This window comes from Streptomyces sp. NPDC053426, from assembly GCF_055585405.1.
In genome coordinates this window covers 541,057-567,495 of record NZ_JBVJKE010000001.1, presented here as the reverse complement: position 1 = coordinate 567,495, position 26,439 = coordinate 541,057, and the positions used below count along the sequence as shown (strand labels likewise).

General features: G+C 73.9%; 25 protein-coding genes. 12 read left to right on the top strand and 13 right to left on the bottom strand.

Annotated features, from left to right (window positions below; genetic code table 11):
- Positions 1 to 44: 44 nt before the first annotated feature.
- From ACZ62B_RS02340 to ACZ62B_RS02330, 3 genes are read left to right on the top strand one after another with little or no spacing between them, the layout of a single operon-like run.
- A complete protein-coding gene (locus ACZ62B_RS02340) occupies positions 45 to 1,157 on the top strand; it encodes a Gfo/Idh/MocA family protein (RefSeq protein ID WP_469689155.1) in 1,113 nt (370 codons plus the stop codon).
- Positions 1,157 to 2,080, top strand: a complete 924-nt coding sequence (locus ACZ62B_RS02335; RefSeq protein ID WP_468722495.1) for a DUF6807 domain-containing protein — start codon at positions 1,157 to 1,159, stop codon at positions 2,078 to 2,080. Before ACZ62B_RS02340 ends, ACZ62B_RS02335 begins: the two co-directional genes overlap by 1 nt.
- Complete coding sequence (locus ACZ62B_RS02330; RefSeq protein ID WP_382053342.1) at positions 2,077 to 2,823, top strand: cupin domain-containing protein; 747 nt, start codon at positions 2,077 to 2,079, stop codon at positions 2,821 to 2,823. Before ACZ62B_RS02335 ends, ACZ62B_RS02330 begins: the two co-directional genes overlap by 4 nt.
- A gap of 442 nt (positions 2,824 to 3,265) precedes the next feature.
- Here ACZ62B_RS02330 and ACZ62B_RS02325 read toward each other — a convergent pair whose 3' ends face one another.
- The 3 genes from ACZ62B_RS02325 to ACZ62B_RS02315 all read right to left on the bottom strand — a co-directional run bounded on the left by ACZ62B_RS02325 (position 3,266) and on the right by ACZ62B_RS02315 (position 6,782).
- Entirely contained in the window at positions 3,266 to 3,940 is a 675-nt protein-coding gene (locus ACZ62B_RS02325; RefSeq protein ID WP_344562149.1) for a phosphatase PAP2 family protein, read from the bottom strand.
- A gap of 161 nt (positions 3,941 to 4,101) precedes the next feature.
- On the bottom strand, positions 4,102 to 5,937 hold the full coding sequence (locus ACZ62B_RS02320) for a glycoside hydrolase family 15 protein (protein ID WP_469689154.1): 1,836 nt from the start codon (positions 5,935 to 5,937) through the stop codon (positions 4,102 to 4,104).
- A 65-nt stretch (positions 5,938 to 6,002) separates the two neighbouring features.
- Positions 6,003 to 6,782, bottom strand: a complete 780-nt coding sequence (locus tag ACZ62B_RS02315) for a DeoR/GlpR family DNA-binding transcription regulator (protein WP_468722501.1) — start codon at positions 6,780 to 6,782, stop codon at positions 6,003 to 6,005.
- 138 nt (positions 6,783 to 6,920) lie between these two features.
- Between ACZ62B_RS02315 and ACZ62B_RS02310 the strand changes: the two genes are divergently transcribed.
- Both ACZ62B_RS02310 and ACZ62B_RS02305 read left to right on the top strand, forming a co-directional pair.
- The gene (locus ACZ62B_RS02310; protein ID WP_469689153.1) at positions 6,921 to 7,802 is read left to right on the top strand and encodes an SIS domain-containing protein; all 882 of its coding nucleotides are present in this window, start codon (positions 6,921 to 6,923) and stop codon (positions 7,800 to 7,802) included.
- A gap of 41 nt (positions 7,803 to 7,843) precedes the next feature.
- Positions 7,844 to 8,710 carry a class II fructose-bisphosphate aldolase gene (locus ACZ62B_RS02305; RefSeq protein WP_469689152.1) on the top strand — a complete coding sequence of 289 codons (867 nt, stop codon included), beginning with the start codon at positions 7,844 to 7,846 and terminating at the stop codon, positions 8,708 to 8,710.
- A gap of 1 nt (position 8,711) precedes the next feature.
- On the opposite strand, the gene ACZ62B_RS02300 is transcribed toward ACZ62B_RS02305, so the two are convergent.
- Entirely contained in the window at positions 8,712 to 9,845 is a 1,134-nt protein-coding gene (locus ACZ62B_RS02300; RefSeq protein ID WP_469689151.1) for a methyltransferase, read from the bottom strand.
- A gap of 68 nt (positions 9,846 to 9,913) precedes the next feature.
- On the opposite strand from ACZ62B_RS02300, the gene ACZ62B_RS02295 reads away from it, so the two are divergent.
- Genes ACZ62B_RS02295 through ACZ62B_RS02280 form a run of 4 tightly spaced genes read left to right on the top strand, consistent with a single transcriptional unit; the run spans position 9,914 to position 13,217 of the window.
- On the top strand, positions 9,914 to 10,564 hold the full coding sequence (locus tag ACZ62B_RS02295; RefSeq protein ID WP_468885411.1) for an alpha-ketoglutarate-dependent dioxygenase AlkB family protein: 651 nt from the start codon (positions 9,914 to 9,916) through the stop codon (positions 10,562 to 10,564).
- Positions 10,565 to 10,601: 37 nt separating this feature from the next.
- Positions 10,602 to 11,843, top strand: a complete 1,242-nt coding sequence (locus tag ACZ62B_RS02290) for an ROK family protein (protein WP_468885409.1) — start codon at positions 10,602 to 10,604, stop codon at positions 11,841 to 11,843.
- Positions 11,844 to 11,871: 28 nt separating this feature from the next.
- The gene (locus tag ACZ62B_RS02285) at positions 11,872 to 12,762 is read left to right on the top strand and encodes an NAD(P)-dependent oxidoreductase (RefSeq protein ID WP_469689150.1); all 891 of its coding nucleotides are present in this window, start codon (positions 11,872 to 11,874) and stop codon (positions 12,760 to 12,762) included.
- 32 nt (positions 12,763 to 12,794) lie between these two features.
- Entirely contained in the window at positions 12,795 to 13,217 is a 423-nt protein-coding gene (locus tag ACZ62B_RS02280; RefSeq protein ID WP_344562166.1) for a PPOX class F420-dependent oxidoreductase, read from the top strand.
- A gap of 286 nt (positions 13,218 to 13,503) precedes the next feature.
- On the opposite strand, the gene ACZ62B_RS02275 is transcribed toward ACZ62B_RS02280, so the two are convergent.
- Positions 13,504 to 14,088, bottom strand: coding sequence for a DUF4865 family protein (locus ACZ62B_RS02275; RefSeq protein WP_344562168.1), 585 nt, complete (start codon positions 14,086 to 14,088; stop codon positions 13,504 to 13,506).
- 30 nt (positions 14,089 to 14,118) lie between these two features.
- Positions 14,119 to 14,682 (bottom strand): TetR/AcrR family transcriptional regulator, encoded by a 564-nt coding sequence (locus ACZ62B_RS02270; RefSeq protein ID WP_469689149.1) that lies wholly within the window; start codon positions 14,680 to 14,682, stop codon positions 14,119 to 14,121.
- A 189-nt stretch (positions 14,683 to 14,871) separates the two neighbouring features.
- Here ACZ62B_RS02270 and ACZ62B_RS02265 point away from each other — a divergent pair, with 189 nt between their 5' ends.
- A complete protein-coding gene (locus ACZ62B_RS02265) occupies positions 14,872 to 15,153 on the top strand; it encodes an SHOCT domain-containing protein (RefSeq protein ID WP_344562174.1) in 282 nt (93 codons plus the stop codon).
- Between the two features lie 24 nt (positions 15,154 to 15,177).
- Here the strand turns inward: ACZ62B_RS02265 and ACZ62B_RS02260 are convergent, their stop codons facing one another.
- The 3 genes from ACZ62B_RS02260 to ACZ62B_RS02250 all read right to left on the bottom strand — a co-directional run bounded on the left by ACZ62B_RS02260 (position 15,178) and on the right by ACZ62B_RS02250 (position 17,372).
- Positions 15,178 to 16,080, bottom strand: coding sequence for an oxidoreductase (locus ACZ62B_RS02260; RefSeq protein WP_468722516.1), 903 nt, complete (start codon positions 16,078 to 16,080; stop codon positions 15,178 to 15,180).
- 239 nt (positions 16,081 to 16,319) lie between these two features.
- On the bottom strand, positions 16,320 to 16,865 hold the full coding sequence (locus ACZ62B_RS02255) for an ATP-binding protein (protein WP_468885405.1): 546 nt from the start codon (positions 16,863 to 16,865) through the stop codon (positions 16,320 to 16,322).
- Between the two features lie 183 nt (positions 16,866 to 17,048).
- Positions 17,049 to 17,372 carry a hypothetical protein gene (locus tag ACZ62B_RS02250; RefSeq protein WP_030865918.1) on the bottom strand — a complete coding sequence of 108 codons (324 nt, stop codon included), beginning with the start codon at positions 17,370 to 17,372 and terminating at the stop codon, positions 17,049 to 17,051.
- A gap of 333 nt (positions 17,373 to 17,705) precedes the next feature.
- Here ACZ62B_RS02250 and cds1 point away from each other — a divergent pair, with 333 nt between their 5' ends.
- On the top strand, positions 17,706 to 18,830 hold the full coding sequence (gene cds1 / locus ACZ62B_RS02245; protein WP_344562180.1) for an L-cysteine desulfhydrase Cds1: 1,125 nt from the start codon (positions 17,706 to 17,708) through the stop codon (positions 18,828 to 18,830).
- A gap of 221 nt (positions 18,831 to 19,051) precedes the next feature.
- Here cds1 and ACZ62B_RS02240 read toward each other — a convergent pair whose 3' ends face one another.
- Both ACZ62B_RS02240 and ACZ62B_RS02235 read right to left on the bottom strand, forming a co-directional pair.
- Positions 19,052 to 19,522, bottom strand: coding sequence for an SRPBCC family protein (locus ACZ62B_RS02240; protein ID WP_468885870.1), 471 nt, complete (start codon positions 19,520 to 19,522; stop codon positions 19,052 to 19,054).
- A gap of 60 nt (positions 19,523 to 19,582) precedes the next feature.
- Complete coding sequence (locus tag ACZ62B_RS02235; RefSeq protein WP_344562184.1) at positions 19,583 to 20,422, bottom strand: DeoR/GlpR family DNA-binding transcription regulator; 840 nt, start codon at positions 20,420 to 20,422, stop codon at positions 19,583 to 19,585.
- A 287-nt stretch (positions 20,423 to 20,709) separates the two neighbouring features.
- Here ACZ62B_RS02235 and ACZ62B_RS02230 point away from each other — a divergent pair, with 287 nt between their 5' ends.
- Positions 20,710 to 23,055, top strand: a complete 2,346-nt coding sequence (locus tag ACZ62B_RS02230; RefSeq protein ID WP_469689148.1) for a hypothetical protein — start codon at positions 20,710 to 20,712, stop codon at positions 23,053 to 23,055.
- On the opposite strand, the gene ACZ62B_RS02225 is transcribed toward ACZ62B_RS02230, so the two are convergent.
- Both ACZ62B_RS02225 and ACZ62B_RS02220 read right to left on the bottom strand, forming a co-directional pair.
- Positions 23,025 to 25,457: a right-handed parallel beta-helix repeat-containing protein gene (locus ACZ62B_RS02225; RefSeq protein ID WP_469689147.1), complete on the bottom strand. Its 2,433-nt coding sequence runs from the start codon at positions 25,455 to 25,457 to the stop codon at positions 23,025 to 23,027. The genes ACZ62B_RS02230 and ACZ62B_RS02225 overlap by 31 nt on opposite strands.
- Positions 25,458 to 25,580: 123 nt before the next feature.
- A complete protein-coding gene (locus ACZ62B_RS02220) occupies positions 25,581 to 26,186 on the bottom strand; it encodes an Rv1733c family protein (protein WP_344562188.1) in 606 nt (201 codons plus the stop codon).
- Between the last annotated feature and the right edge of the window lie 253 nt (positions 26,187 to 26,439).

Genomic DNA, 26,439 nt, shown 5'->3' with positions numbered 1-26,439 from the left:
GGTGCTTTCCGGTCTGTCTTCGTCGTCGTTCCGAGGAGCGCCGCATGTCCTTGCCCCCCGTCCGCCGCCGTGTCGCCGTCGTCGGCACCGGCGCCATCGTCAGCGGCGGCCATCTGCCCGCGCTGCGCGCCCACGCCGACCGCACCGAACTGGTCGCCGCCGTCGACGTGGACCAGGGCCGGCTCGACGCCTTCCGCGCGACCGCCGGGGAGCAGGTCGCCGGGTTCACCTCGATGAGCGCGATGCTGGACGCCGTACGGCCGGACCTGGTGCTGATCGGGACCCCGCCGTCGTTCCACCGGGAGCAGACGGTGGCCGCGCTCAAGGCCGGCGCCTGGGTGCTGTGCGAGAAGCCGCTGTGCCTGTCGCTCGCCGAGTACGACGACATCGCGGCCGCCGAGGAGGCCTCGGGGGCGTACGCCTCCGTGATCTTCCAGCACCGCTACGGCTCCGGCGCGGTCCACGCCCGTGAGCTGATCCGCGGCGGTGAGCTGGGCGCCCCGCTGGTCGCGCACTGCCAGACCACCTGGCACCGGGACGGCGCGTACTACTCCGTGCCCTGGCGCGGACGCTGGGCCACCGAGGGCGGCGGACCCACCATGGGGCACGGCATCCACCAGTACGACCTGCTGCTGCACCTGCTCGGCGAGTGGGAGGAGATCCGGGCCATGGCGGCGCGCCTCGTCCACGACACCGAGAGCGAGGACGTCTCCACCGCCCTGGTCCGCTTCCGGGGCGGCACGCTCGCCACCGTCGTCAACAGCGTGCTCTCGCCGGACGAGGTGAGCCGGATCCGTGTCGACTGCGCCGACGCGACGGTCGAACTCACCCACCTGTACGGGCACGTCAACGACGACTGGGCCTACACCCCGGCCCGGCACGTCCCCGCCGAGCGCGCCGCGGCGTGGCGCACGCCCTCGCAGGACGTGCCCAGTTCGCACACGGCGCAGCTGGGCACCCTCCTCGACGCCTACGACGCCGGTACGCGACCGCTCGGGAGCGGGGCGGAGGCGCGGAGCACGCTCGAGTTCGCCGCCGCCCTGTACAAGGCCGCGTTCACCGGGCTGCCGGTGCGGGCCGGGGAGATCGGCCCCGGTGATCCGTTCTACGCGGCCATGCACGGTGGCCACTCCGACTGGGCGCCCGAGGAGCACTGATGACTGTCCGCGTCACTCATGAGGTCGGAGACGCCGTGGTGGTGACGGCCGCGGGGGGTACGGAGATCCTGCGGTACGTCTACCGGCCCGATCCCGAGGAGTTCGAGTCCCGCAAGCCGTACGCCCATCCGGTGCGGACGCTGGGCGGGCGTACGGTCACCGGGTACCGGCCGAACGACCACCGCTGGCACAAGGGCCTGCAGATGACGGCCAGTCACCTGTCCGGGCAGAACTTCTGGGGCGGCAACTCGTATGTGCACGGGCGGGGTTACCTGCCCCTGCCCGAACGCATCGGGTCGATGCGGCACGACGGGTTCTCCACGTTCGAGGCCGGGGCCGACCGGTTCGACTGCACCGAGGACCTCACCTGGGTGGAGAACGGGGGCGCCGAGTGGGCGCGCGAGGAACGCGGACTGAGTGTCCACTCGGTCGACGAGGAGGCCGGGGCCTGGGTGCTGGACTGGTCGATCCGGCTCACCAACCTGCGTGACGTGGCACTGGAGTTCGGCTCACCCACCACCGCCGGCCGTGAGATGGCCGGCTACACCGGGCTGCAGTGGCGCGGGCCGCGCGACTTCACGGGAGGTACGGTCCTGGTGCCGGACGTCGGTGCCGGTGCCGAGGAATTCATGGGTACGCAGGGGCCGTGGCTCTCGTTCAGTGCCGAACACGACGAGCACGACGGTCACTCCACGCTCGTCTTCGCGCACGCGCCGGAGAACCTCGACGGGAGCGCCGTCCACCCGTCGCACTGGTTCGTGCGCTCGCAGCCCATACCGTCGGTCGCGTTCTCGTGGGCGTTCTTCGAGGAGTTCGCGCTGCCGCCGGGGGAGTCCTTCTCGTACCGCTACCGGATCGTGGTCGCGGACGGTGCGTGGGACCGGGAGCGGGTGGAGGCGTATCTGGGCGGGCTGCCGTGGTGAGCGGGGACGGTGCGCCGCTGCCGGGGGCCGTGGGGCTGTCGCACCTGAGCGCGTACGAGTGGGAGGCCGTGGACGGGGTGTGCGGGGGGAGCCCGCACCTGCACACGGTGTGCACGGAGGCGTACGTCGTCACCGGCGGCCGGGGTGCCGTGCAGACGCTGAGTTCCGACGGATACCGGGACGTCCCGCTGCGGCCGGGGACGGTCGCGTGGTTCACGCCGGGGACCGTGCACCGGATGGTGCAGGGCGGTGATCTGCGGGTCACGGTGCTGATGCAGAACAGCGGGCTGCCGGAGGCCGGGGACGCGGTGTTCACCTTCCCGGCAGAGGTGCTGGCCGACCCCGGACGGTACGCGGACGCCGCGACGCTCCCGGCCGGTACGGGCACGCGGGTGGAGGCGGCGGCGCGGCGGCGGCGGGACCTCGCGGTCGAGGGGTACCTCGTGCTGCGGGAGGCGCTTTCCGCCGGGGACGACGGACCGTACCGGGAGTTCCTGCGGGCGGCCGCGCGGCTGGTGCGGGAACGGGTGCCGGTGTGGCGGGAGTTGTGGCGGGCGGGCGCGCTGGCGGCCGCGGAACGCACGGGTGCGCAGTTGGACGCCCTGGCGGACGGTGACTTCGCCCATCTGACCGGTGCGACGGCGTACGGGGCGGAGCCCAGCCGGCGCGGTGGGTACGGGATGTGCGGGCGGCGGGACGAGTACGCGCTGCCGGGGGTCACCGTGCCGTACGGCGGTGAGTGAACTCGCCGCTCACCTGCGGGCGGACACTCCGCTCCGTCCCTCGTGGGTGTGCGCGATGACCGGACCGTGAGTGCCAGGGGCGGAAGCACGGCACGTCTGAGCGCGTACGGCGCCGTCTCCGCCTCGCTGGGCCTGTGCGGTGACCGGGCCCGGGCGAGCCCGTGGACGCGGCGTCGCCCACCGGAGCCGGTATCGGCGGGACGTCGGCCCTGAGGGGGGTCGCCGGGGTTCCGGTCTTCGTGAAGCGCTCCATCTGGCCGGCGCGCTCCTCACCCGTGCCTTCGGCGAGGCGACCTGTCCGCAGTGCGAGAGGCGCTGCTCCGTCGTCGGACAGGTCATCGCTCGTTCGGGCTGATCCCGCGGGCGCGGGAGCGCGGCCGACGGACCGGGCGCGGTCCCCGTCACCGGCGGCCGCGGAACGGGCCGCGCCGGCGACCGCGGGTCACGGCCGGCGCAGGGACCGTATCCGGTGCGGGGCGTACGACGCCGGAAGCCGGGCCGCGCCCACGGCCAGCGCGGTGGCCGCACTGGCGATGCCCAGGATCGCCCCGGCGGCCACATCACCCGGATAGTGCACACCCGTGTGCACCCGCGAGTACCCCACCGCACACGCCAGCGCCCCCAACGGGACCGACGCCGCGGGCAGCACCGTGCCCACCGCCGTCGCGAACGCGACCGCCGACGCCGTGTGCCCCGAGGGGAACGACGCCGACGTCGGCATCGGCACGTGCCGGTCCACGGTCACCCGCGCCGCCTCCCGGTCCGGCCGGGCCCTGCGGACCAGCCGCTTGCCCAGCAGATTGGCCGACGCCGAGGCCACGGCTATGGCGCCGACCCCGGCCAGCGCCGCCCGCCGCGGCCGCGCCCCGCTCAGCGCGAGGGCCCCGGCGATGGCGAACGAGATCTTGGAGTGGTCGGCCGTGTGGGACAGCCTGCGCAGCGCCCGGTCGAGCGTGGGCGTCGGCGTGGCGGCGACCGCCGCGTACAGGGCGCCGTCCACGGCCCTGAGATCGCCGAGGACCGCGGAGGCGACCCTGCGCAGTCCGTCGGCGGGCGGTACGGGCTTGGTGAGCGGACGGGTGACGTCCGGGTGGTCGGTGGTGGGCGGCTCGCTCATCTGTCTCTCCCGCGGTGGCATCGTCGACGAATCACCAGGTGCCCACGGTACGCATGATCCATCCGCGCGGGCTCGCCCACCCCGGCCGGCCCGGAAGGCGCGCGGCCGTGGCGAGCCGGACGGCGTCCCGCCACGGCGGTCCCCCGCACGGTCACCGCACCTCATCCCAGGGCCCGGTCCAGATTGAACGCGGCGCTGATCAGGGCGAGGTGGGTGAACGCCTGCGGGAAGTTGCCCTGTTGCTCCCCGGTGTGGCCGATCTCCTCGGCGTACAGGCCGAGATGGTTGCCGTAGGTCAGCATCTTCTCGAAGGCGAGGGACGCCTCGTCGAGGCGCCCGGCGCGGGTCAGCGCCTCGACGTACCAGAACGAGCAGATGGAGAACGTGCCCTCGTCGCCGTGCAGTCCGTCGGGGCTCACCAGCGGGTCGTAGCGGTAGACCAGCGAGTCGGACACCAGGTCCTCGGTGAGGGAGTCGAGCGTCGACAGCCACTTCGGGTCGGTCGGCGCGATGAACTTCGACAGCGGCATCATCAGGATCGAGGCGTCCAGCACCTCCCCGTCCTCGTGCTGGACGAAGGCCCGGCGCGACGCCGACCAGCCGCGGCTCATGATCCGCCGGTAGATGGTGTCGCGGCTCGACTGCCAGCGGGGGAGGTCGGCGGGCAGTCCCCGCCGGTTGGCCATGCGGATGGCGCGCTCGATCGCCACCCAGCACATCAGGCGCGAGTACAGGAAGTTCTTCCGTCCGCCGCGCGTCTCCCAGATGCCCTCGTCGGGCTGGTCCCAGTGCGCGCACACCCAGTCCACCAGCGCCGTCACATGGTCCCACTGCTCGCTGGAGACGGGCTCGGCCCACTTGTCGTAGAGGTAGATGGAGTCGATCAGCGCCCCGTAGACGTCCAGTTGAAGCTGGTCGACCGCCGCGTTGCCGACGCGGACCGGTGCCGAGCCCTGGTGGCCCTCCAGATGGCCGAGTTCACGCTCGGGGAGTTCGGCGCGGCCGTCGATGCCGTACATGATCTGCAGCGGGCCGGAGGCCTTGCGGTCGCCCGGACTGATGTGCCGGGAGACGAACCCCATGAACGCCTCGGCCTCCTCGGTGAAGCCCAGCCGCAGCAGCGCGTACACGCAGAACGCGGCGTCGCGCACCCACACGTACCGGTAGTCCCAGTTGCGTTCCCCGCCGAGCTCCTCGGGCAGGCTGGTCGTCGGCGCCGCCACGATCGCCCCGGTCGGCGCGTAGGTGAGCAGCTTCAGGGTGAGGGCGGAGCGGTGCACCATCTCCCGCCAGCGGCCCCGGTACCGTGAGGAGGACAGCCACCGCCTCCAGTACGCCACCGTCGCGGCGAACTGCCGTTCCGCCTCCCCGCACTCGCAGCGGCTCGGCGTCACCTCCGGGCCGACCTGGTCCAGGGCGAACACCGCCGTCTCCCCCTCGGCCAGCTTGAACCCGGCCCGTACGTCCGGCCCGTCGGTCTCCATCGGGACGGTCGCGGTGAGCGCCAGGGACAGTTCCTCGGAGTCGAAGACCGCGATGCCGCCGGTCAGCCGCACGGTGTGCGGGCGGGAGCCGTAGTCGAACCGCGGCGCCACCAGCGTTTGGAACGGCACGGAGCCGCGTACGCACAGCACCCGCCGGATCAGCCGGTGCCGGGCCTCCTCGACCGGCGTGCCGCCGACCGGCATGAAGTCCTGCACCTCACCGACGCCGTCCTCGGTGAAGAACCGGGTGATCAGGACATTGGTGTCGGGGAAGTAGAACTGCTTGGTGCGGGCCGGCACGGCCGCCGCCAGCTCGAAGCAGCCGCCCCGCGCGGTGTCCAGGATCGCGCCGAACACGCTCGGCGCGTCGAAGGACGGGCAGCAGTACCAGTCGATGGTGCCGTCGGTGCCCACCAGCGCCACACTGCGCAGATCGCCGATCAGCCCGTGGTCGGCGATCGGCACGTACCGGCGCGCCCCGGACCCGTCCTGTTTCCTGGCCGTCGCGTCCATCGCAGCCTCCCTGGGCCGGCACGCCGTGCTCATGTGCCAGCTTAGGCAGCTTCGGCCGGACCGGCTCAGGTCACCACGACCCGCAGTCCCGCCTCCTCGAAGCGGCGTACCGTCTCCGGGTCCGCTCCCGTGTCCGTGACCAGGGTGTCCACCTGCCCGGCGGCGCAGATCCGGGCGAACGCCCGCCGGCCCAGTTTGCTGGAGTCGGCGGCCACGATCACCCGCTCGGCCCGCTCGCACAGCAGCCGGTTGACCGCCGCCTCCGCCTCGTCGTGGGCCGCCGCCCCGTGCACGGCGTCGAAGGCGACGACACCGAGCACCGCCACATCGAGGGTGATCTGTCCCAGCACCCCGTCCGCGAGCGGCCCGACCAGCTCGTACGACTGGGCCCGCGCCACCCCGCCGGTCAGCACGATCTTGAACTGGGGACGCACGGCCAGCTCGTTGGCGATGTTGAGCGCGTTCGTCACCACGGTCAGCGCGGGTGAGCCCGAGGTGAGGTCTCCGCGTACGGCCAGCGCCCGAGCCACCTCCGTGGTGGTCGTACCGCCGGTCAGCCCGACCGCCTCGCCCGGCGCGACGAGATCCGCCACCGCCTTCGCGACGCGCTGCTTCTCGGAGGCGTGCCGCGCGGTCTTGTAGCGCAGCGGCAGCTCGTACGACACCCCGTGCACCACCGCGCCGCCACGGGTGCGCACCAGCATCTGCTGTTCGGCGAGCTGGTCGAAGTCGCGCCGGATCGTCGCGGCCGACACCGCCAGCTCGCCGGCCGCCTCCTCGACGTCCAGCCGGCCGCGCTCGACGAGCAGCTCCAGCAGCGTCTTCCAGCGGGCGTCCCGCGACATCCGCCCTCCCGTCGTCTCCCCGGGGCTCCTTCGGTCTTCGGCGACCCTAACGCACCCGGCCTTCGACCGGATGCTTGATTTTGCTCGAAACCTCGCCCAATGTTGCAAGAACAATCACCGAGCCTTCGGGGGTGCGGCATGATCCATGTCGAGGACGAACTGAGCAGTCAGCCCGAGTGCTGGAGCCGCGCCGCCGCGCAGGCCCCCTCCCACGCCCCGGTCCTTCCGGCGGCGGGGGAGCGGGTCGCGGTGGTCGGCTGCGGGACGTCGTACTTCATGGCGCAGGCGGTCGCGGCCCTGCGCGAGGACGCGGGCCAGGGCGAGACCGACGCCTTCGCCGCCTCGGAGTTCCCGCACCACCGGGCCTACGACCGTGTCGTCGCCCTCACCCGCTCCGGGACCACCACCGAAGTCCTCGACCTGCTGGGCCGGTTGAAGGGCCGCACCCGTACCACCGCGGTCACCGCCGATCCGGCCACCCCCGTGATGTCACTCGCCGACGAGACGGCCGTCCTCGACTACGCGGACGAACGCTCCGTCGTCCAGACCCGGTTCGCCACCACGGCCCTCACCCTGCTCCGCGCCCATCTGGGCCTGCACACCGACGCGGTCGTCGAGGACGGGCGTACGGCACTGGCCGACCCGCTGCCCGAAGGGCTGGTGGACCGCGCCCAGTTCACCTTCCTCGGCCGCGGCTGGAGCGTCGGCCTGGCCAACGAGGCCGCACTGAAGATGCGCGAGGCGGCCCTCGCCTGGACGGAGGCCTACCCGGCGATGGAGTACCGGCACGGACCCATCAGCATCACCACCTCCACCACCGCGACCTGGATGTTCGGCGACGCGCCGGAGGGGCTGGCCCGGCAGGTGCGGGACACCGGCGGACTGTGGATCGAGGGCACCCTCGACCCGCTCGCCGAACTCGTCCGCGTCCAGCGGCTGGCGGTCGCCGTCGCCGCGGCCCGCGGCCTGGACCCCGACCGGCCCCGCCACCTCACCCGCTCGGTCGTCCTCGCGCCCTGACCCCATGGGAAAGGACGGAACTCCGCAGGAAAGGACGGACCGTGCCCCTCACCACCACCGGCGAGCTCGTCACCCGCGCCGCCGCCCACCGCTCGGCGGTCGCCTCGTTCAACATCATCACCCTCGAACACGTCGAGGCCGTCATCGCCGGCGCCGAGTCGGCGGACGCCCCCGTCGTCCTCCAGGTCAGCGAGAACGCCGTGAAGTTCCGCCAGGGCCGGCTGCTCCCGCTCGCCCGCGCCGCCGTCGCCGCCGCAGAACGCGCCGCCGTCCCCGTCGCCCTGCACCTCGACCACGTACAGAGCGACACCCTGCTGCGCCAGGCCGCGGACGCCGGATTCGGCTCCGTGATGTACGACGCGGCCCGGCTGCCCTACGCCGACAACCTCGCCGCGACCCGGGCCGCCGTCGACTGGGCGCACGCCCAAGGGCTCTGGATCGAGGCAGAGTTGGGCGAGATCGGCGGCAAGGACGGGCAGGCCGTGCCGGACGCCCACGCCCCGGGCGCCCGTACCGACCCCGACCGGGCCCGCGCCTTCGTCGCCGACTCCGGCGTGGACGCGCTGGCCGTCGCCGTCGGCACCACCCACGCCATGACCACCCGCACCGCCACCCTCGACCACGCCCTCCTCGAACGGCTGGCCGCCACCCTGGACGTCCCCCTCGTCCTGCACGGTTCCTCCGGCCTCCCCGACCACGAACTCGCGGCGGCGGTCACGGGCGGCATCGCCAAGGTCAACGTGGGAACGGCCCTGAACATCGCCATGACCGGCGCGATCAGGGAGTTCCTCACCGACCGCCCCGGGGCGGTCGACTCCCGCGGCTACCTCACGGTGGGCCGGGAGGCGATGACACGGGCGGTGGTGGGGATCATCGAGGCGCTGGGGCCGGTCCCCGCGGAGTCCTGAGCTACCGCTTCACGGCCTTCAGCACCACGAACTTCGGGTCCGAGGCCACCACTTCACTGTTGCCGAACAGCCGTCGCAGCTTCACGTGGTAACCCAGGTGGCGGTTGCCGATCACCCACAGTTCGCCGCCCCGGCGCAGGGTGCGCCGGGCGCCGGTGAACATGCGCCAGGCCGTGGCGCCGGTGGTCGCCTGGTGGGAGTGGAAGGGCGGGTTGTTCAGGACCAGGTCGACACTGCCGGCCGGTACGCCCGACAGGCCGTCGCCGACCCGGAACTCGGCGTGTCCGGGCACGCCGTTCTCCCGGTACGTGGCCTGCGCGGACGCCACCGCCTGGAACGACTCGTCCACGAACAGCACCTCGGCGCGCGGATCCGCCAGCGCCATCGCCGTACCGACGACGCCGTTGCCGCAGCCCAGGTCCACCACCCGTCCGCCGTCCTTACCGGCGGGCAGGTGCTTCAGGAAGAACCGGGTGCCGATGTCGAGGCGGTCGGCGCAGAAGACGCCGGCGTGGTTGACGACCGTCGCGCCCGACACCGGGCCGATGCCGTCGGGCAGCGTGTAGCGGTACGGCCAGGGGTTCGCGGGACGCTCCCGCGCGGGGTCGGGCGAGCAGAGGATCAGCCGGGCCTTCTTCTCGGCGAGCGAGGTCCTGGTCGGGCCGAGGATCCGCTCGAAGAGGTCCAGCGTCGAGGTGTGGATCTCCTTCACCATGCCGGTGCCGACGACGACCGTGCCCTCGTGCACCGCCGGCGCCAGCCGCAGCAGCTGGTCCTCCAGCAGCGCCAGGCTCTTCGGCACCCGGACGAGCAGCACGTCGATCCGGGCCGGCGGGGGATCCTGCGTGGTGAGCAGCCGGACCGCGCCCGGCTCGACGCCGTTGCGGGACAGGTTCGCGCGGGTCGCCTCCTGCCCGAGCCAGGAGTCGGTGATCTGCGTCGGCCGGTGCGCGGCGAGCGCCGTCACCAGCGCGCCCCAGCGGTCGCCGACGACCACGACCGCGCCGGACAGCGGGACCTGCCGGTCGGCGAGATGCCTGAGGAGATATTCGTCGGACGCGTCCCAGGCCCGCAGCCTGTCCCGCGGATCTTCGGGGAACCTGGCCAGCACCGGCTCGCCCCACGCAGTCGTCATACGGTCGTTCATCGTCCGACCAGGCTAGCCCAGCCGCAGCTCAGGGTGCGTCCGGCAGGATGGGAGGCATGGACGCCGAGCTGTTCCCCCGGACACGGAGCGAGATCGCGTCCGGCGCGGTGCACGTGCCGGACTGGCTGGACGCGCGGGAGCAGCGCGGGCTGCTGGACGCCTGCCGGGACTGGGCGAGGCCGCCCGCCGGACTGCGCACCGTCCGCACGCCCGGCGGCGGCACCATGACCGCCCGGCAGGTGTGCCTCGGCCGGCACTGGTATCCGTACGGCTACGCCCGCACCGTCGTCGACGGTGACGGCGCGCCGGTGAAACCGTTCCCCGCGTGGCTCGGCGAGCTGGGCCGCCGCGCGGTGACCGACGCGCTGGGCGCGGACGCCGCGCGCGGTGCCGCGTACGACATCGCGCTCGTCAACTTCTACGACGGTGACGCCCGTATGGGCATGCACCGCGACAGCGACGAGGAGTCGGACGCGCCCGTGGTGTCGCTGAGCCTCGGCGACAGCTGCGTCTTCCGCTTCGGCAGCACGGCGACCCGGAACCGCCCCTGGACGGACGTGGAGCTGCGCAGCGGCGACCTGTTCGTCTTCGGCGGGCCCTCCCGGCTCGCGTACCACGGCGTTCCCCGGGTGCACGCGGGCACGGCACCGCCCGAGTTGGGACTGGCCGGAAGGCTGAACATCACGCTGCGGGTCAGTGGTCCGTAGTCCGCCTCCGGTTGCGGATCATGGGAGACTCGCCTTCATGAGCGGGAAGGCGGACCCCCGGCCGGCGGGGGAAGGGACCACCTCGAGGACGCGGCTGGACCGGGGGCGCGGCGCGCTCGGACCCGCGCTGGAGCTCGTGCACACCGGACGCGCGCCGACCCGCGCGGTGCTCACCGCCGAACTCGGCGTGACCCGGGCGACGGCCGGCGCGGTCGCCGCCGAACTGGAGGCGCTCGGGCTGATCCGGGTGGACGCCCGGCCCGGCGCGGCGGCCGGTTCGCAGGGGCGCCCCTCGCACCGGCTCTCGGTCGCCGAGGACGGGCCCGTGGCGCTCGCCGCGCAGGTGCACTCCGACGGTTTCCGGGCGGCCCTGGTCGGGCTCGGCGGCCGCATCGTCGCCACGGCGCCCGGCTGCGAGGTCGTCGACGCCGACCCGGCGAAGGTGCTCGGCTCCGTCGTCGCGGCCGGCGCCGAACTGCTGGAGGAGACCGGACGGCGGTGCGTGGGCGCCGGGCTCGCCGTGCCGTCGGCGGTGGCCGAACCGGAGGGGCTCGCCCTCAACCCCCTGCACCTGGCCTGGCCGGCGGGCGCCCCGGTGCGGGAGATCTTCGCCGAGCAGGTGCGCGCGGCCGGCCTGGACGGGCCCGCCTTCGCGGCCAACGACGTCAACCTCGCCGCCCTCGCCGAACACCGGCACGGCGCCGGGCGCGGCTCCCGCGACCTGCTGTGCGTGGCCACCGGACACCGCGGGGTGGGCGGCGCGCTGGTGCTCGACGGCCGTCTGCACTCGGGCAGTTCGGGCCTGGCCCTGGAGGTCGGACACCTCGCCGTCAACCCCGAGGGCCGCCCCTGCCACTGCGGCAGCCGCGGCTGCCTCGACGTCGAGGCGGACCCGCTGGCCCTGCTCACCGCGGCGGGCCGCGCGCCGGGTCCCGAGTTCTCCCTGCTGAAGCAGGCCGAGGACCTGGTCCGCGGCCAGTACGACGACCCGGAGGTGCGCACCGCCACCGAGTCCCTCATCGACCGCCTCGGCCTCGGCCTGGCCGGACTGGTGAACATCCTCAACCCGGACCGGATCATCCTCGGCGGACTGCACCGCACCCTGCTGGAGGCCGACCCGGACCGGCTCCGCGCCGTCGTCGCCGACCGCAGCCTGTGGGGCCGCAGTGGCGGCGTCCCCATCCTCCCCTGCACCCTGGACCACAACAGTCTGGTCGGCGCGGCGGAACTGGCCTGGCAGCCGGTGCTGGACGATCCTCTCGGGGCACTGGTGCGATAAGGCGGCCCGACCGACAGAAAGCGGAGTCATGACCGACAAGCTCACCGTCAGCGTCCTGGGTACCGGCATCATGGGCGCGGCGATGGCCCGCAACCTCCTGCGCGCGGGGCACACCGTACGGGCCTGGAACCGTACCCGCGCGAAGGCCGAACCGCTCGCCGCCGACGGCGCGCACGTCGCCGGCACCCCCGCCGAGGCGGTCGAGTCCGCCGACGCCGTGCTGACCATGCTGTACGACGGCCCGGCCACCCTGGAGACGATGCGTCAGGCCGCGCCCGCCCTGCGCCGCGGGACCGTCTGGGCGCAGTCCACCACCGCGGGCGTCGAGGGCGTCGCCGAACTGGCCGGCTTCGCCCGCGAGCACGGCCTGCTCTTCTACGACGCCCCGGTCCTCGGCACCCGCCAGCCGGCCGAGGCCGGACAGCTGACCGTGCTCGCCGCCGGACCCGCCGAGGGCCGGGACACGGTGGCACCGGTGTTCGACGCGGTGGGCGCCCGCACCGTGTGGGCAGGCGAGGACGGCGCGACCGCCGCCGCGACCCGTCTGAAGCTGGTCGCCAACAGCTGGGTGCTCGCCGCGACCACCGCCGCCGGTGAGGCACTCGCCCTGGCCAAGGCCCTCGACGTCGCACCGGACGGCTTCCTCGACCTCATCGCCGGCGGCCCGCTCGACATGGGCCATCTGCACGCCAAGGCCCGGATGATCCTCGACGGGCGGCTGACCCCGGCCCAGTTCGCCGTGACGACCGCGGCGAAGGACGCCAGACTGATCGTGCGGGCCGGCGAGCAGCACGGCGTCCGCCTGGACGTGGCCGCCGCGAGCGCCGAACGGTTCGAGCGGGCCGGCGCCCGGGGCCACGGCGACGAGGACATGGCCGCCGCCTACTACGCCAGCTTCGACGACGACCCCACCACCTGATCGGCCGAACCGCGAGCACGAAGGAGTCCGCAGTGTCCAAGCCCCCGCTTCCCCCCGAGGCGCAAGACCTGCTGCGCAGGGCCAACCCCTGCGTCATGGCCACGCTGCGCTCCGACGGCGCGCCCGTGTCCACCCCCACCTGGTACCTGTGGGAGGACGGCCGCGCGCTGGTCAACTTCGACGAGGGCCGGGTACGCCTGAAGCACGTCCGCCGCGACCCCCGCGTCACCCTCACGGTCCTGGACGGCGACGGCTGGTACACCCACGTCACCCTGATCGGCCGGGTGACCGAGCTCTACGACGACGAGGACCTGGCCGACATCGACCGCCTCTCCCGCCACTACACCGGCAACCCGTACCCGGACCGGGAGCGGGCGAGGGTCAGCGGCTGGCTCGAGGTCGAGCGCTGGCACGGCTGGGGCGCGATGAAGGACAGCGACCAGGCGGGCGGCTGACCACCGGCGCCCGGCCGGACGCCGACGTCGGCCCACGGCGAGGACCCGGCCGGAATCCCCGCCGAGGACGCGCCCCACCGCCTCCTCACCCACGGCGTGCGCGAACCGGACCGGCGGATACGCGTTCCGGGACCGTCGTTCACCGAGCGGGCGGCGACGGTCGCGGTGTCCCCGCCGAGCCGTCCCGCTCACGGAAACACGGCCGGCTGCGCGACTCCTCACCGAGGAGCCGGGGCCACCGGGGAGCAGCCGGGCGGGACGTCGCCGAGGGCGGTGCGGACCGGGCTCACCACCGGCGTCCCCGGGGCAGCGCGTCCCGCTCCGGCGCCGACAGGTGCAGCACCTGGAAGACCTCGCCGTCCGCCCCGGGCGCGTCCCGCGCCCAGAGCGAGAAGTGCACCAGTTCCCAGCGGGCGGTGTCCACGGCGACCGCCGTGAGCACCGCGCCGTCCCGGCCGGCCAGCCGCCCGCACTCCTCCACCGCCTCCTCGGCCGTCTCACCCACCCGCACCCCGTCCGGCACGGGACGCCGGTGCCGTACGGCGACGGCGGCCGGAGCGTCCGCGGCCACCCCCTCCTCGTACGCCAGGCCGGTCCACTGCCGCACCGGGGGACGCCCGAAGTCGTCGGCGATGCCCTGGAAGCCGCCGCCCCACAGGAAGGCGTTCATGCCCTCCACGGTGTTCCACAGGTAGAAAGGCGCGTACTGGTTGACCGGCGAGCCGTGCACCCCGCGCTCGCGCACCAGGTACGCCTTGACGCCGAGGCCCGGCCACGCGTCGAGCAGGTGCCCGCGCCGGGCCACCCGGTCCCGGACGATCCCCATGTCGTAGTCGGCGGGCAGGGTGAGTTCGTACTGCAGGGCATGCAACGGAGGTCTCCTCGACGGAAGTTGACGGAGTCACCGCTCCCGCGGCGCGAGCAGTGCGAGCAGACCGCGCACCCCCGCGTCGAAGGCGGCGGGGGAGCCGGAGGCGCGGGCCAGTACGTAGCCGCCCTGGACGGTCGCGACGACGGCCGCGGCGATCTCCGCGCTGTCGAGCGCGGGCGCGAACTCGCCCCGCTGCCTGCCCTCTTCGACGATCCCGGTGAGCCGCGTGCGCAGCCAGTCCAGGGTCTCGTCCACCGGGGCGCGCAGCGCGTCGTCGGCGATGACGTCCGGGTCCATGGTGAGCCGCCCGACCGGACAGCCGCGCAGCACGTCGCGCTCGCGCAGCAGATACGCCTCGATCCGCTCGTACGGTGTGCCCGGCCCGGCGAGGACCGCTTCGGCGGTGGCCCGCATCTCCTCGGCGGTCCGCCGGATCGCGGCCAGCGCGAGGTCGGGCTTGCCCTTGAAGTGGTGGTACATGCTGCCCTGGCCCGCGCCCGACCGCTCCAGGATCGCCTTCGGGCTCGTGCCCACGTAGCCGCGCTCCCACAGCAGCTCGCGGGTGGACTCGATCAGCCGCTCCGAGGTGCTCATCCCCGCACTGTACATACCAGTAGTTACAGAAGTCGAGCCCTCCTCGGCGGGACACGGCCGTCCGCGTACTCCCCGCGAGGTACGCACAGTGCCGCCGGCCGTACGACGCCCCGGCCCCCCTCGCGGGACGACGCTCGGAGACGTCGCGCAAGGAGCGACGAGACAACGCATCCGAGGAGATGGACGATCATGCAGACCCTGGCGCACTTCGGCGACGGCGGGCCCGGCCCGTGGATCCTGTTCTTCCCCGTGATCTGGGCCCTGGTCATCGGCGGCGGCATCGCCCTGCTGCGCCGCACGGTGTGGCGCGGACGCCGTGGCCCCGGGCGGCCCACGGTGGAGGACACCTCGCCCATCGCGGTACTCGGCCACCGCTTCGCCTCCGGCGAGATCGACGAGGACGAGTACTGGCGACGGCTGTCCGTCCTGGACGAGCAGTTCGGCCGGCACGGCAAGGGAGGTGCGCGATGACGGTCTGAGACGCCTCGCCCCCGCTCACGCCCCGGCCGCGTCCGGCTCGTCGAGCAGGGCCAGCTCCTCCTCGGCCAGCCGCAGGGCGCCGGCGGCGATGTTCTCGGCGAGGTGCGCCGGGTTCGCGGTGCCGGGGATGGCCAGTACGTGCGGTCCCCGGTGCAGGGTCCAGGCGAGACGGATCTGCGCGGGCGTGGCGCCGTGGGCGCGGGCGACCGTGTGGACGCGCGCGTCCCGCTCAGGCGCCGCGGCCGCCTCACGCCGGAGGCCGGAGAGGGCGAAGTAGGGGACGAAGGCGATGCCCAGCTCCCGGCAGAGGTCCACCAGCCCGCTCTCGTCGGAACGGCGCCGGTCGAGCCCGTACGCGTTCTGGACGCAGACCACCGGGGCGATCTCCCGGGCCTCGGCCAGGTGTTCCGGCCGGACGTTGGAGAGCCCGAGGTGCCGGACCAGACCCGCCTCGCGCAGCTCGGCGAGGGCGCCGAAGTGCTCGGCCACCGAGGTCCCGGGGTCGTTGACACGCAGGTTGACCACGTCGAGGTGGTCCCGGCCGAGCTGGCGCAGGTTCTCCTCGACCTGGCCGCGGAGCCGGTCGGGGCGGGCCATGGCGAGCCACTGGCCGGAAGGGTCGCGCCCCGGACCGACCTTGGTCACCACGACCACGTCGTCGCGCCAGGACGCGAGGGCCCGGTTGACGATCTCGTTCGCCGAGCGCAGCGGCGAGAAGTAGAAGGCGGCCGTGTCGATGTGGTTGACGCCCCGCTCGAACGCGCTGTGCAGGATCCGGACGGCGGCGCCGCGGTCGATCGGCCTGCCGTCGGAGTTGCCCCTCATGCCGTTGCCGGTCAGCCGCATCGCGCCGTAGCCGACACGGTTCACCTCCAGGTCCCCGAGTCTCCAGGTCCCCGCTGCCGCCGCTGTGCTCACCGTGCTCCCTCACCCATCGGTCCGTCAGGCTCCGGAGGGTAGGGGCGCGCGGGGTGCCGCGACAGGCTGGCGGGCTGGACGAAATGTCACATCCGTATCGGGAACGAACCGTCGGGGGACGGTCGTTGGAACTGTCGAAGCGCTCGGCCGGTGGCGGCGTGCCCGCTGCCGGGGATCCGTGGGCCGGGAGGGAGCCGGGGGTTCCACGACCGGCTTCCCGCCGACCCGCCTCGCCCGTGTCAGCCGGGGACGGTGGAGCGGGCGGGGGTCCGTTCGGTGTGGTGGTCTTCGGTGGTGGGTTCCATGAGGGCGACCTCCGCGAAGCGGTGGTCGGCGGGCTCGCCGGCCGTGAGCCGCGGTTGCCGGTCCCAGGCGGGCGCGGCGGTCGTGGACGGTGTCGGCAGGGTGAACCACACGATCTTGCCGGACTCGCCGTCCGGCACCGCGCCCCAGCTCTCGCTCATCGCGGCGACCATCGCCAGCCCGCGCCCGCACGTGGCGAGCGGGCTCGCGTCCGCCATGACCGGCAGGCGTGGGTCGTGGTCGTGCACCGACACCTTGAGCCGGTCGAGCAGCAGCTCGATCTCGACGGTGCACGTCTTGTCGGGCTGGGCGTGCCGGTGGACGTTGGACAACAACTCCGTCACACCGAGCGCTGCCCGGTCTATCAACGGGTCCATATGCCAGTAGCGCAACTGCGCAGATACGATTCTGCGGACTTGGCCGATCCGCGACGGCAGGGCTTGGAGCTCCACCGCGCAGTGCCTGCTTGGGTGAGTGATCACGGCTGCGACTCCCCGACGTGAGGTCCGGAAGAACACGGAAGGCGGATCCAGCAGGGCGCCTGCGTGACGCTGCCGCCTGCTGTCATGGCCGGCGGGCTGGTTCGCAGCGTTATCGCCGGTAAACCCAGAGTGACGTGAGACCAGCGTGACGTAAGAGGTGAAGTGACGCAAGTCACGGACATCTCAGGCGCCGCGCCCCGACGCCCGGCGCACGGCCTCGATGAAACGACTGGCGGCGGGCGGACCGGGTTCGCCCGGCGCGGGGTCGTGATCGCCCAGGGTCAGCGAGTACCGGTTGCCGTTGAGGTCCGCGAGCGCCCGGTCCTCTGGCGCGAACCAGGGCCTGGACGCCCGTACCGCCTGTACCGGCGCGCTGTCGATCTCGCTGCCGTAGCTGGTGAGCAGCTCCAGCCGGCCCTCGCTGATCCGGACCTGGCCGGCCCGGGTGAGCGAACGCAGCCGCTTGCCGATCCGCACGCCCGTGGCCGTGAACTCCGGCTCCGCCATGCCACCCGCCCCCTTGTGCGCGTCGGTGCAGCCGGACCGTGCTCCACGGGCCGGCTCCTGCCCAGCTCCAGTGTGCCCCCGTACGGGGCCCTGCTCACGCCGGTGCAGTCTGCCCCCACCCGCCGCCGAGCACCAGTGCGCGCGCCGTCGTTCCCCGGCGCCCGGGGTGCACTCGCGCCAATGCGCCCCCCTGTCGCCACGCTGCGCGCCCCAGGGTGCCTTTGAGTGGCTCAAAGGTGTGTTTATGCAGGTGGGAGGTGGTGCGGATGGTGCTTATGATCGGGGTGCCGGCCGCGTGAGACGCCGTCGGCGCTCAGTGTAAGGAGCCCTGCCGTGAGCACTCCCCGACAGACCCTGACCGGTGCCACCCTCGACGTCGACCACAGTGACGCCGCCTACCGGGCCTGGCTGAAAGAGGCCGTGCGCAGGGTGCAGGCCGACGCCAACCGCTCGGCCGACACCCATCTGCTGCGCTTTCCGCTGCCCGAGCGGTGGGGCATCGACCTCTACCTGAAGGACGAGTCGACCCACCCGACCGGCAGCCTCAAGCACCGGTTGGCCCGTTCGCTCTTCCTCTACGGGCTCTGCAATGGCTGGATCCGTCCGGGCCGCCCGGTGATCGAGGCGTCCAGCGGTTCCACGGCCGTGTCGGAGGCGTACTTCGCGAAGCTGATCGGCGTGCCCTTCATCGCCGTCATGCCGCGCACGACGAGCGCCGAGAAGTGCCGCCTGATCGAGTTCCACGGCGGTCGGTGCCACTTCGTGGACGACCCCCGCACGATGTACGAGGCGTCCGCCGCCCTCGCGGCGGAGACCGGCGGCCACTACATGGACCAGTTCACCTACGCCGAGCGGGCCACCGACTGGCGGGGCAACAACAACATCGCCGAATCGATCTTCCGCCAGCTGGAGTTGGAGCGGTTTCCGGAACCCGCGTGGATCGTCGCCACGGCCGGCACCGGCGGCACCTCGGCGACCCTCGCGCGCTACGTCCACTACATGCAGTACGACACCCGCGTCTGTGTCGCCGACCCGGAGAACTCGTGTTTCTTCGAGGGCTGGACCACCGGCGTCCCGGACGTCGCCTGCGACCGCGGCTCCCGTATCGAGGGCATCGGCCGGCCCCGTATGGAGCCGAGCTTCGTGCCCGGCGCGATCGACCGGATGATGAAGGTGCCCGACGCGGCCAGTGTCGCCGCGGTGCGGGCCCTGGAGCGGGTCATCGGCCGCAAGGCGGGCGGCTCCACCGGCACCGGGCTGTGGAGCGCGCTCAAGATCGTCGCGGAGATGGTGGCGGACGGGCGGCGGGGGAGCGTGGTGACGCTGCTGTGCGATCCGGGGGACCGGTACCTGGACAAGTACTACTCGGACGCCTGGCTGGCCGGACAGGGCCTGGACATCGCGCCGTACACGGCGGCGATCGAGTCCCTGCTGCGGACCGGCGTCTGGCCCGACTGAGGGCCGGGGGGTGTCGTTCGGGTCTTGCCGGGGTCGTGGGGCCCGGCACGCACTCCCCCACTGCCTGAAAGGCGTGGGAGGTGCCCCCAGCCGCGTTGTCGTCGGTCGCCAGGGCTCCGCCCTGGCGTCCTCCTCCGCCTTGCGGCCGCACGCACCGGACCCCGCTCGGCTCGGCCGCAAGGCGCCGTCGCCTGAAGCCGGCCTGATCCGGACGGCACCCCCTACCCCGCGAGCCGGCGGTCCAGCGAGGTCACCGCGGAGCGGAACGCCCGCCCCAGCCCCGGCCGGGCGGCCTTCAGCACGAGCCGGAAGGGCGCGGTGCCGTCGGCCGCGAACGTCCACCGCACCCGCGTGCCCGTCCCGGCGGGGGTGAGCCGCCACTCCTCGGCCAGGGCACGGGCGCCCGGCGCGTTCGTAACGTCGACGCGATAGGCGTACACCCCGGGCCCCTCGGCCACGAGGACCGTCTCGCGGAACCGGGTGCCGCCCCGGAGCCGGATCTCACGTCCCGCGCCGCCGTCGAGGGGGCGGGACAGCGTGACCGCCCCGAACCACTCCGCCCAGCCGGTCACGTCCTCGGCCAGCGCGCGGTACACCCGCTCCGGCGCGGCGGCGATCTCCCGCCCGAAGACCAGACGTACGGGCGCCGCCCGGACGAACTCGTGCCCCACGGGGCGCAGACGGTGAACCATGGGCGTACCCCCTCGACGAGTTCCCCGGACCCGGTGGCCGGGCGGCCGGCTGCCGGGCCGTCAGATGTCCGCGGCCTCCGCCTCTTCCGCCGGCTCGCCCGCCACCACCAGCCGCCGCAGATGCTCGGACACCTCCGCGCGTGCCCCCGCGGGCAGCCCGGAATCCGTCACCAGGGTATCGACCTGTTCCAGGGACGCGAACGAACTCAGCCCCACCGTGCCCCACTTGGTGTGGTCGGCGACCACGACCACCCGCCGGGCCGACTGCACCAGACGCCGGTTGGTCTCCGCCTCCGCGAGGTTCGGCGTCGACAGTCCCGCCTCCACCGATATGCCGTGCACCCCGAGGAACAGCAGATCGAAGTGGAGCACCGCGATCGCCTGGTCGGCCACCGGACCCACCAGCGAGTCGGACGGGGTGCGCACCCCGCCGGTCAGGACGACCGTGGCCGCGCCCTGCCGGGGCCCCGACGTGCGCTGCGCCGCGTGGAACACATCGGCCACCCGCACCGAGTTGGTGACCACCGTGAGGTCGGGGACGTCGAGCAGCCGGTGCGCCAGCGCGAAGGTCGTCGTACCGCCCGAGAGCGCGATCGCCGCGCCGGGGGAGACCAGTTCGGCCGCCGCCCGCGCGATGTCCTCCTTGGCGGTCGGCTCCAGGCCCGACTTGGCCTCGAACCCGGGCTCGTGCGTGCTTGCCTCCACCACCGGGACCGCGCCGCCGTGCACCTTCTCCAGCACGCCCTGCCGGGCCAGCGCGTCGAGGTCGCGGCGGACCGTCATGTCCGACACGCCGAGCTTGCGGGTCAGCTCGTTGACCCGGACCCCGCCCCGGCGCCGGACCTCGTCGAGGATCAGGGTGCGCCGCTGCTCCGCGAGCAGGTTCTGATTCTCGCTCACGTACGCTCCGGTCCTTTCGCCGCAAACCGTCCGACACGCCCCGCACCCTCTGCGACGAGCGGGTTTCCCACCGTCATCGGTGCGCGGACGTCCCATCCTCGCATGCCGTGCCCCGCGCGGCTCCACCGGTGGCTCGTCGCGCACATGTCACCGATTCTCCGCATGCCGCTTGCTTGTCACACGGACCGGGGAGATTACGTGACGAGAGGTGTGAGCCGTTCCGCCATGGGAGATCCTGTGCCCGCACGGACGGAGCCGACGGGGCGTCACGGGGGAAGTGCGAATCGGTGGAGAACGCGCAGAGACACGGACCGGCCGAGGGCGCCGACGGGACCGCCCTGGAACTCCTGGTCCACGGGGTGGGCGGCACCACCCCCGAGGAGATGCTCGACGACCCGCGCACGGTACGGATCACCGGTGACGACATCGCCGCCGTGTTCCGCCGCGCCGACGACGTCGACGCCGAGCGCGGGCCCGCAGGGCGGCGCGAGGGGCCCGTCCCCGAGGCCTACGTCTGGTGCAACCTCACCTCCGGGAACGGCACCCGCGCCCTGTGGCTGCTGCTGCTCCCCTTCATGGTGGTCAACCTCGCCCACTGGATGCGCCCCACCGCCCACGGCCGCCGGCGCGCGGTCCGGTTGTACGGGCTGCTGGTGCGGCTGGCCGGACTCAGCCTGACGGTGCTGCTCGTCGCGGCCGCCTGCGAGGTCGCCCTCGACCTGGCCGCCTGGCAGTGCGCGGGCACGCGCGCGTGCGCCGAACGGCACTCCTGGCTCGGCTTCCTCTCGCCCGGGACGTCCGACGGCGGCTGGTGGAGCGCGCCGGGCCGCAGGCTGGCGCTCGCCGCCCTGGTGCCGGCCGCCCTCACCGGCCTGCTGTGGTTCTTGTCCCTGCGCACCTGGAGCGTGTACGAGTCCCAGCAGCCGATGACCCACGACCACGGGCCCGAGGAGGACGACGGGCGCACCGCACTGGGCCGGCCCGGCTTCTGGTACGGCCGGCGCCTGGTCGCCCGGCTGCGCGCCGCGCACACCGCCGCCGGACTGCTCACCGTCGCCGCCGCAGTCGGCTCCGCCGCCGCCCGCCACGACCGCGAGCCGGGCGGCCCGGCCGTCCTGGACGTCCTCGGCGTGCTCCTGGAGGCGGCACTGGCCGCCGGGGCGTGCGTCGTGGTGTGGGTGGTGTGCCGCCGGGGCCGCTCCGAACGCCGGCTGGACGCCGGACTCGACCGGCACCTGGTGCGGTACCTGCCGCTCGCCGCCCTCGTCCTGCTCGCCCTCACCCTGCTCTACGCCGGGTGGGAGCGCCCCGGCTGGGAGTCGGCGGGCAGGCTGCCGGGCGACGCCGCCTTCGGCGCCCTCGCCCTCGCCCAGGGCCTGCTGGTGATCGTGCTCGCCGGAGTCGCCCACGGCCTGCACCGCACCGACCCCGACCGGCGCGCCGCGATACGGGGCCTGGCCGGACCGGCGGTCGCCATGCTCGCCTGCGCGCTGGGCGGCGTCATGTCCGGCGGTGTCTCCCAGCGGGTCTCCGACTGGCTGGACGGCACCGGGACCTCGATCCCCGGCCCGCCCGTGCTGCTCACCTGGCAGGCCTCCGTGATCCCGCCGCTCCTCCTCCTGCTGCTGGTGCTGTGCGTGCGGCTCGCCCGGCGCGCCTGGCGGCTCGCACGCGCGGAGCGCGCCGCCGTGGAACGCGAGCACCCCGGCGAGACGGGCGACCCCGGCCGCACCCGCCGTATCGCCTCCGTGCGCGCCATGGCCGCGCTCACCGACCGCGCGCCGCGCGTCCTCGCCGTCACCTCCGCCGCGACGCTGCTGCTGGGCGCCGGCGCCCTCGTCGGCGCCCTGACCACCGACAAGACACCCGGCGAGGCCGCCCGGGGCTCGTACGCCGTCGTCCACGGCGCCGCCGAGACCGCGCAGGCGCTGGGCTCCTGGCTGATCGGACTCGGCTTCATACTCCTCGTCGCCTCGGGCCGCCGCGCCTACAAGGACGCCTCCGCGCGGCGCACCATCGGCATCCTGTGGGACGTCGGCACCTTCTGGCCGCGCGCCGCGCACCCCTTCGCGCCGCCCTGCTACGCCGAGCGCGCGGTGCCCGACCTGACCTGGCGCATCGCCACCTGGACCCGGGCCACCGGCGGCCGGCTGGTGATCTCAGGCCACTCCCAGGGCAGCGTCCTCGCCGCCGCCACGGCCTGGCAGCTCGCGCCGTCCACCCGCGGACGCGTCGCGCTGCTGACCTACGGCTCCCCGCTGGAGCGGCTCTACGGCCGCTGGTTCCCGGCCCACTTCGGACCGGACGCGCTCGGCTCCCTGCACCGGGAGGTCGACTGCTGGCGCAACCTCTACCGGCGCACCGACCCCATCGGCGGCCCGATGCGGCTGCCCGGCGACGGCGGCCCCGCAGTGGACCGCCCCGCGCTCCAGGACCCCCTCGCCTACGGCCGCACCGAGGCCCACCCCCTGCCCTCGCCGATCCTCGGCCACTCCGACTACCAGGCCGACCCGGCGTTCGCCGAGGAACGGCACCGGCTGCTCGCCCGCCTGCGGCCGGACGTACCGGCACCCCGGCAGGTGGTGGGGGAGCCCGACGGTGCTCAGGACAGCGGGGGCAGGTCCCCGGCGTAGAGGAGGGTCAGGTCGTCGGTGGTCGGCTCGTCGAGCTGGGCCACCCGGCTCGCGTGCCGCTCGACCATCGCCTCGAAGGTCTGCCGCGCGGTGCGCCCGTTGCCGAACGCGGGCCCCTTGGGGATGTCGGTGAAGTACGCGAGTACCGCCTCGTCGGTGCCCGGCGCCAGCCGGTACTCGTGCTCCTCGGCCTGCTGCCGCACGATCCGCAGCAGCTCCTCGGGGCCGTAGTCGCCGAAGGTGATCGTCCGCGAGAAACGGGACGCCACACCCGGGTTGACCGACAGGAACCGCTCCATCTCGGCCGTGTAGCCGGCCACGATCACCACCACCGCGTCCCGCTGGTCCTCCATCAGCTTCACCAGCGTGTCGATGGCCTCCTTGCCGAAGTCGCGCCCGGCGTCCTGAGGGGAGAGCGCGTACGCCTCGTCGATGAACAGCACACCGCCGCGCGCCTTCTCGAACGCCTCCTGGGTGCGGATCGCCGTGGAGCCGATGTGCTCGCCGACCAGGTCGACCCGGGACACCTCGACCAGATGCCCCTGCTCCAGCACCCCGAGCGAGGCGAGGATCTCGCCGTACAGACGGGCCACGGTGGTCTTGCCGGTGCCGGGGGAGCCGGTGAACACCAGATGCCGCTTGACCGACGCCGCCTTCAGGCCCGCCCGCTGCCGACGCCGGCCCACCTCGATCATGTCGGTGAGGGCGCGCACCTCGCGCTTGACGCTCTCCAGGCCCACCAGCGCGTCGAGTTCACCCAGCACGGCCTTGGAGGTGCGGGTCTCCCGCTCCGGCTCGGGGGCGGGCGGTGCCGGCTCGGTCGTGCGGGCGGCGGGAACGGCGCTCAGCAGGCCGGTGGTGTGGCTCACCGTCCGCACGGCGGTCGGCTCCGGTGCCGTCGCCGGCTCCAGGCTCCCGCTCTCGTCGCTGGTGCAGTCCTCCACGACGGGACCGCCCGAACCGGACACCGCGTCGCCCTCGGCGAACTCGTACCCACCGCGCGCGCAGCGCTCCGTACGGCACTTCCGCAGCGTCGTACGGCTGCCGTCGATCACATGGAAGCCGTAGCCGCCGCTGCCCGTGACCCGGCAGTTCACGAAGGTGCCGCGGCCGCCGGCCGAGACGTAGACACCGGCCTCGGCGGGGGAGTCGACCGTGCAGCGCTCGACGGTCGGGTCGGCGCCCTTGGTGACGATCACGCCGGTCTGCACGCCCTCCAGGGAACAGTTGTCGAGCGTGCCGCCGCTGCCGTGGTCGCGGAACCAGGCGCCCGTCGCCGCCTCCCGGATCCGGCAGTCGTCGAGCTGCGCGGTGGCGCCGTCGCTCACCGACACGGCCGTGTTGCGCACCTGCGTCAGATCGCTGTCGACGACGTCCGCGCGGGAACCGCGGTCGAGCACGAACAGGGCGTCCGGCACGTCGTGCACCCGGCAGGAGTCCAGTACGGCGGTGGCGCCGTCGCTCACCCACACCGCCGGGTAGTCGCCGGTGCTGTCGAAGATCTCGCACTGGTTGGCGTCCACGCGCGTGCCCGGGTCCCACACCGACAGACCGTTGCGGCCGAACCGCCGCACGCTGGTGCGGGTCAGGGTGAGCACCGAACGGGACCGCAGGTCGACCGCGTTCTCCGGGATGTCGTGGATCCGGCAGTCGGCCAGCGTCAGCACCGCGTCCGTGTCGAGCGTGACGCCGTCCCCGGTCGTACGGTGCACCTCGCAGTCGGTGAGGTGCGCGGTGGCGCGGCCGGTGACCTGGACACCGCTGCCCCGCACCTCGTAGACCTCGCAACCCACCGCCTCCAGCGCCGAGTTCTCCCCGGTCGCGGTCAGTCCCGAACCCGAGGCGTGGTGCACCCGGCAGCGCTCGAGGCGGGGGTGGGCGCCGCCGCGCACCGCGACCCCCGCCTGCCCCGCGGCGACCACCTCGCACTCCTCGAACACCCCGCCCCCGCCGCCCAGTACGGCGATGCCGGCGCCCGCCGGATTGTCGACCGTGCAGCGGCGCACCGTGGGCCGGGCGCCGCCGCGCACCTCGATGCCGGCCGCGGACCGGGTGACCACGCGTATGTCGCGCAGCTCCGGGGTGCCCCCCTCGACCAGCACGGCCGGGGCGGTGGCGTCCTGCCCCTCCACGTGCAGGTCCTGGACCACCGCCGAGGCGCGCACGGTCAGTGGAACGCCGTCCGGGGGCGCGATGCGCACCGAGCCGGGTGAGCCCTCGGGGCCGCGCACGGTCACCGCCCGCTGCACGACGAGGTTCTCCCGGTAGGTCCCGGGAGCGACGGTGAGGACGTCGCCCTCGGCCGCGGCCTCCAGGGCGGCGGCGAGCGATGCGTACTCACCCGTGCGGCGCCGCCACCTCGATGTGCCGGTGTGCGTCACCTGGACCGTGCCCTGTGCCATGGCGTAGCTGTGCCCCCACCTTGTCGTACGTGGCTCGTTCACGCGCGTGTTGCCGCCGATCGGTTCGGCCGGACCACCGTAGCGTGCGCGCGGGCACCGGGTTGACCAGAGCCGTGACGTCGGTCAGCTGCCGGTCCCGGTCCTGCCCCAGTCCGGGCCCGCCTTCTCCCATGCCCGGTCCCAACGCGCGTACCGGCGGCGGACCATGTGCCGGACGGCCAGCCGCCTGAAGCCCTCGACGAGGGCCGCGGTCGCCAGGGCGGCGCCGACGCCGGCGAGCACGGCGTGCGTCGTGGCCGTCATGGTGTCCAGGGGGCGGGCCACCGTGGTCCCGTGCCCGTCGGTCCATATCCGGAAGCGGTCGCCCGGCCGGGGGTCCTTCAGGCGCGTCGGCACCGGCCCGCTCCGCTCGGTGCCGTCCGGCGCGGTCCAGTGGGCGAGGACACGGTGGCGCGGATCCCCGCCGGCGGACGTCTCCGGGTCGGCGGCCGACGGAGACGGGTCGAGCCCGCGCACCACCGTGGCCGTCACCAGGTGCCGGGACTGGTGCTGTGCGCGGACGGAACGCTGCAGGGCGTCCTGGGCGGCGCCTCCGGTGAGGAAGCCGGCCACCGGTGCGGCGACGAGGACGAGCAGCAGCGTCGTGAACGCCACCCAGGCCTCGGCCAGGTCGGTCCCGCGGCACAACGGGTTGTGCCGCCAGCGCCAGAGTCCGCTGATCGCTCGCACGGTCCGCGCCCCCTTCCCCCGCGGGTCCTTTCACGGATCTCTCATGAAAGGCCAACGCGCGAGCCCGGGGCCCGGTTCCCGCGCCCGCGACGGGAACGGCGCCGTCGCGGACCTCCGCGACGGCGCCGCTGTGCGCGTTCCCGCCGCGGACAGCGGGACGCCGCCGGTCAGAAGTCCGGCGGCGTCCCGTACGGAGCGCGGTGGTCGGCGCCGTCCGAGGCCGGAACTGCGTTTCCCGCCCCGCTGGGCAGAA

What these genes read in the sequence shown, in the direction of transcription:
- ACZ62B_RS02340 (WP_469689155.1), top strand. Translation starts at nt 45, where the DNA reads ATGTCCTTGCCCCCCGTCCGCCGCCGTGTCGCCGTCGTCGGCACCGGC.
- ACZ62B_RS02335 (WP_468722495.1), top strand. Translation starts at nt 1,157, where the DNA reads ATGACTGTCCGCGTCACTCATGAGGTCGGAGACGCCGTGGTGGTGACG.
- ACZ62B_RS02325 (WP_344562149.1), bottom strand. Translation starts at nt 3,940, where the DNA reads ATGAGCGAGCCGCCCACCACCGACCACCCGGACGTCACCCGTCCGCTC.
- ACZ62B_RS02320 (WP_469689154.1), bottom strand. Translation starts at nt 5,937, where the DNA reads ATGGACGCGACGGCCAGGAAACAGGACGGGTCCGGGGCGCGCCGGTAC.
- ACZ62B_RS02315 (WP_468722501.1), bottom strand. Translation starts at nt 6,782, where the DNA reads ATGTCGCGGGACGCCCGCTGGAAGACGCTGCTGGAGCTGCTCGTCGAG.
- ACZ62B_RS02310 (WP_469689153.1), top strand. Translation starts at nt 6,921, where the DNA reads ATGATCCATGTCGAGGACGAACTGAGCAGTCAGCCCGAGTGCTGGAGC.
- ACZ62B_RS02300 (WP_469689151.1), bottom strand. Translation starts at nt 9,845, where the DNA reads ATGACGACTGCGTGGGGCGAGCCGGTGCTGGCCAGGTTCCCCGAAGAT.
- ACZ62B_RS02295 (WP_468885411.1), top strand. Translation starts at nt 9,914, where the DNA reads ATGGACGCCGAGCTGTTCCCCCGGACACGGAGCGAGATCGCGTCCGGC.
- ACZ62B_RS02290 (WP_468885409.1), top strand. Translation starts at nt 10,602, where the DNA reads ATGAGCGGGAAGGCGGACCCCCGGCCGGCGGGGGAAGGGACCACCTCG.
- ACZ62B_RS02285 (WP_469689150.1), top strand. Translation starts at nt 11,872, where the DNA reads ATGACCGACAAGCTCACCGTCAGCGTCCTGGGTACCGGCATCATGGGC.
- ACZ62B_RS02270 (WP_469689149.1), bottom strand. Translation starts at nt 14,682, where the DNA reads ATGAGCACCTCGGAGCGGCTGATCGAGTCCACCCGCGAGCTGCTGTGG.
- ACZ62B_RS02265 (WP_344562174.1), top strand. Translation starts at nt 14,872, where the DNA reads ATGCAGACCCTGGCGCACTTCGGCGACGGCGGGCCCGGCCCGTGGATC.
- ACZ62B_RS02250 (WP_030865918.1), bottom strand. Translation starts at nt 17,372, where the DNA reads ATGGCGGAGCCGGAGTTCACGGCCACGGGCGTGCGGATCGGCAAGCGG.
- ACZ62B_RS02240 (WP_468885870.1), bottom strand. Translation starts at nt 19,522, where the DNA reads ATGGTTCACCGTCTGCGCCCCGTGGGGCACGAGTTCGTCCGGGCGGCG.
- ACZ62B_RS02225 (WP_469689147.1), bottom strand. Translation starts at nt 25,457, where the DNA reads ATGGCACAGGGCACGGTCCAGGTGACGCACACCGGCACATCGAGGTGG.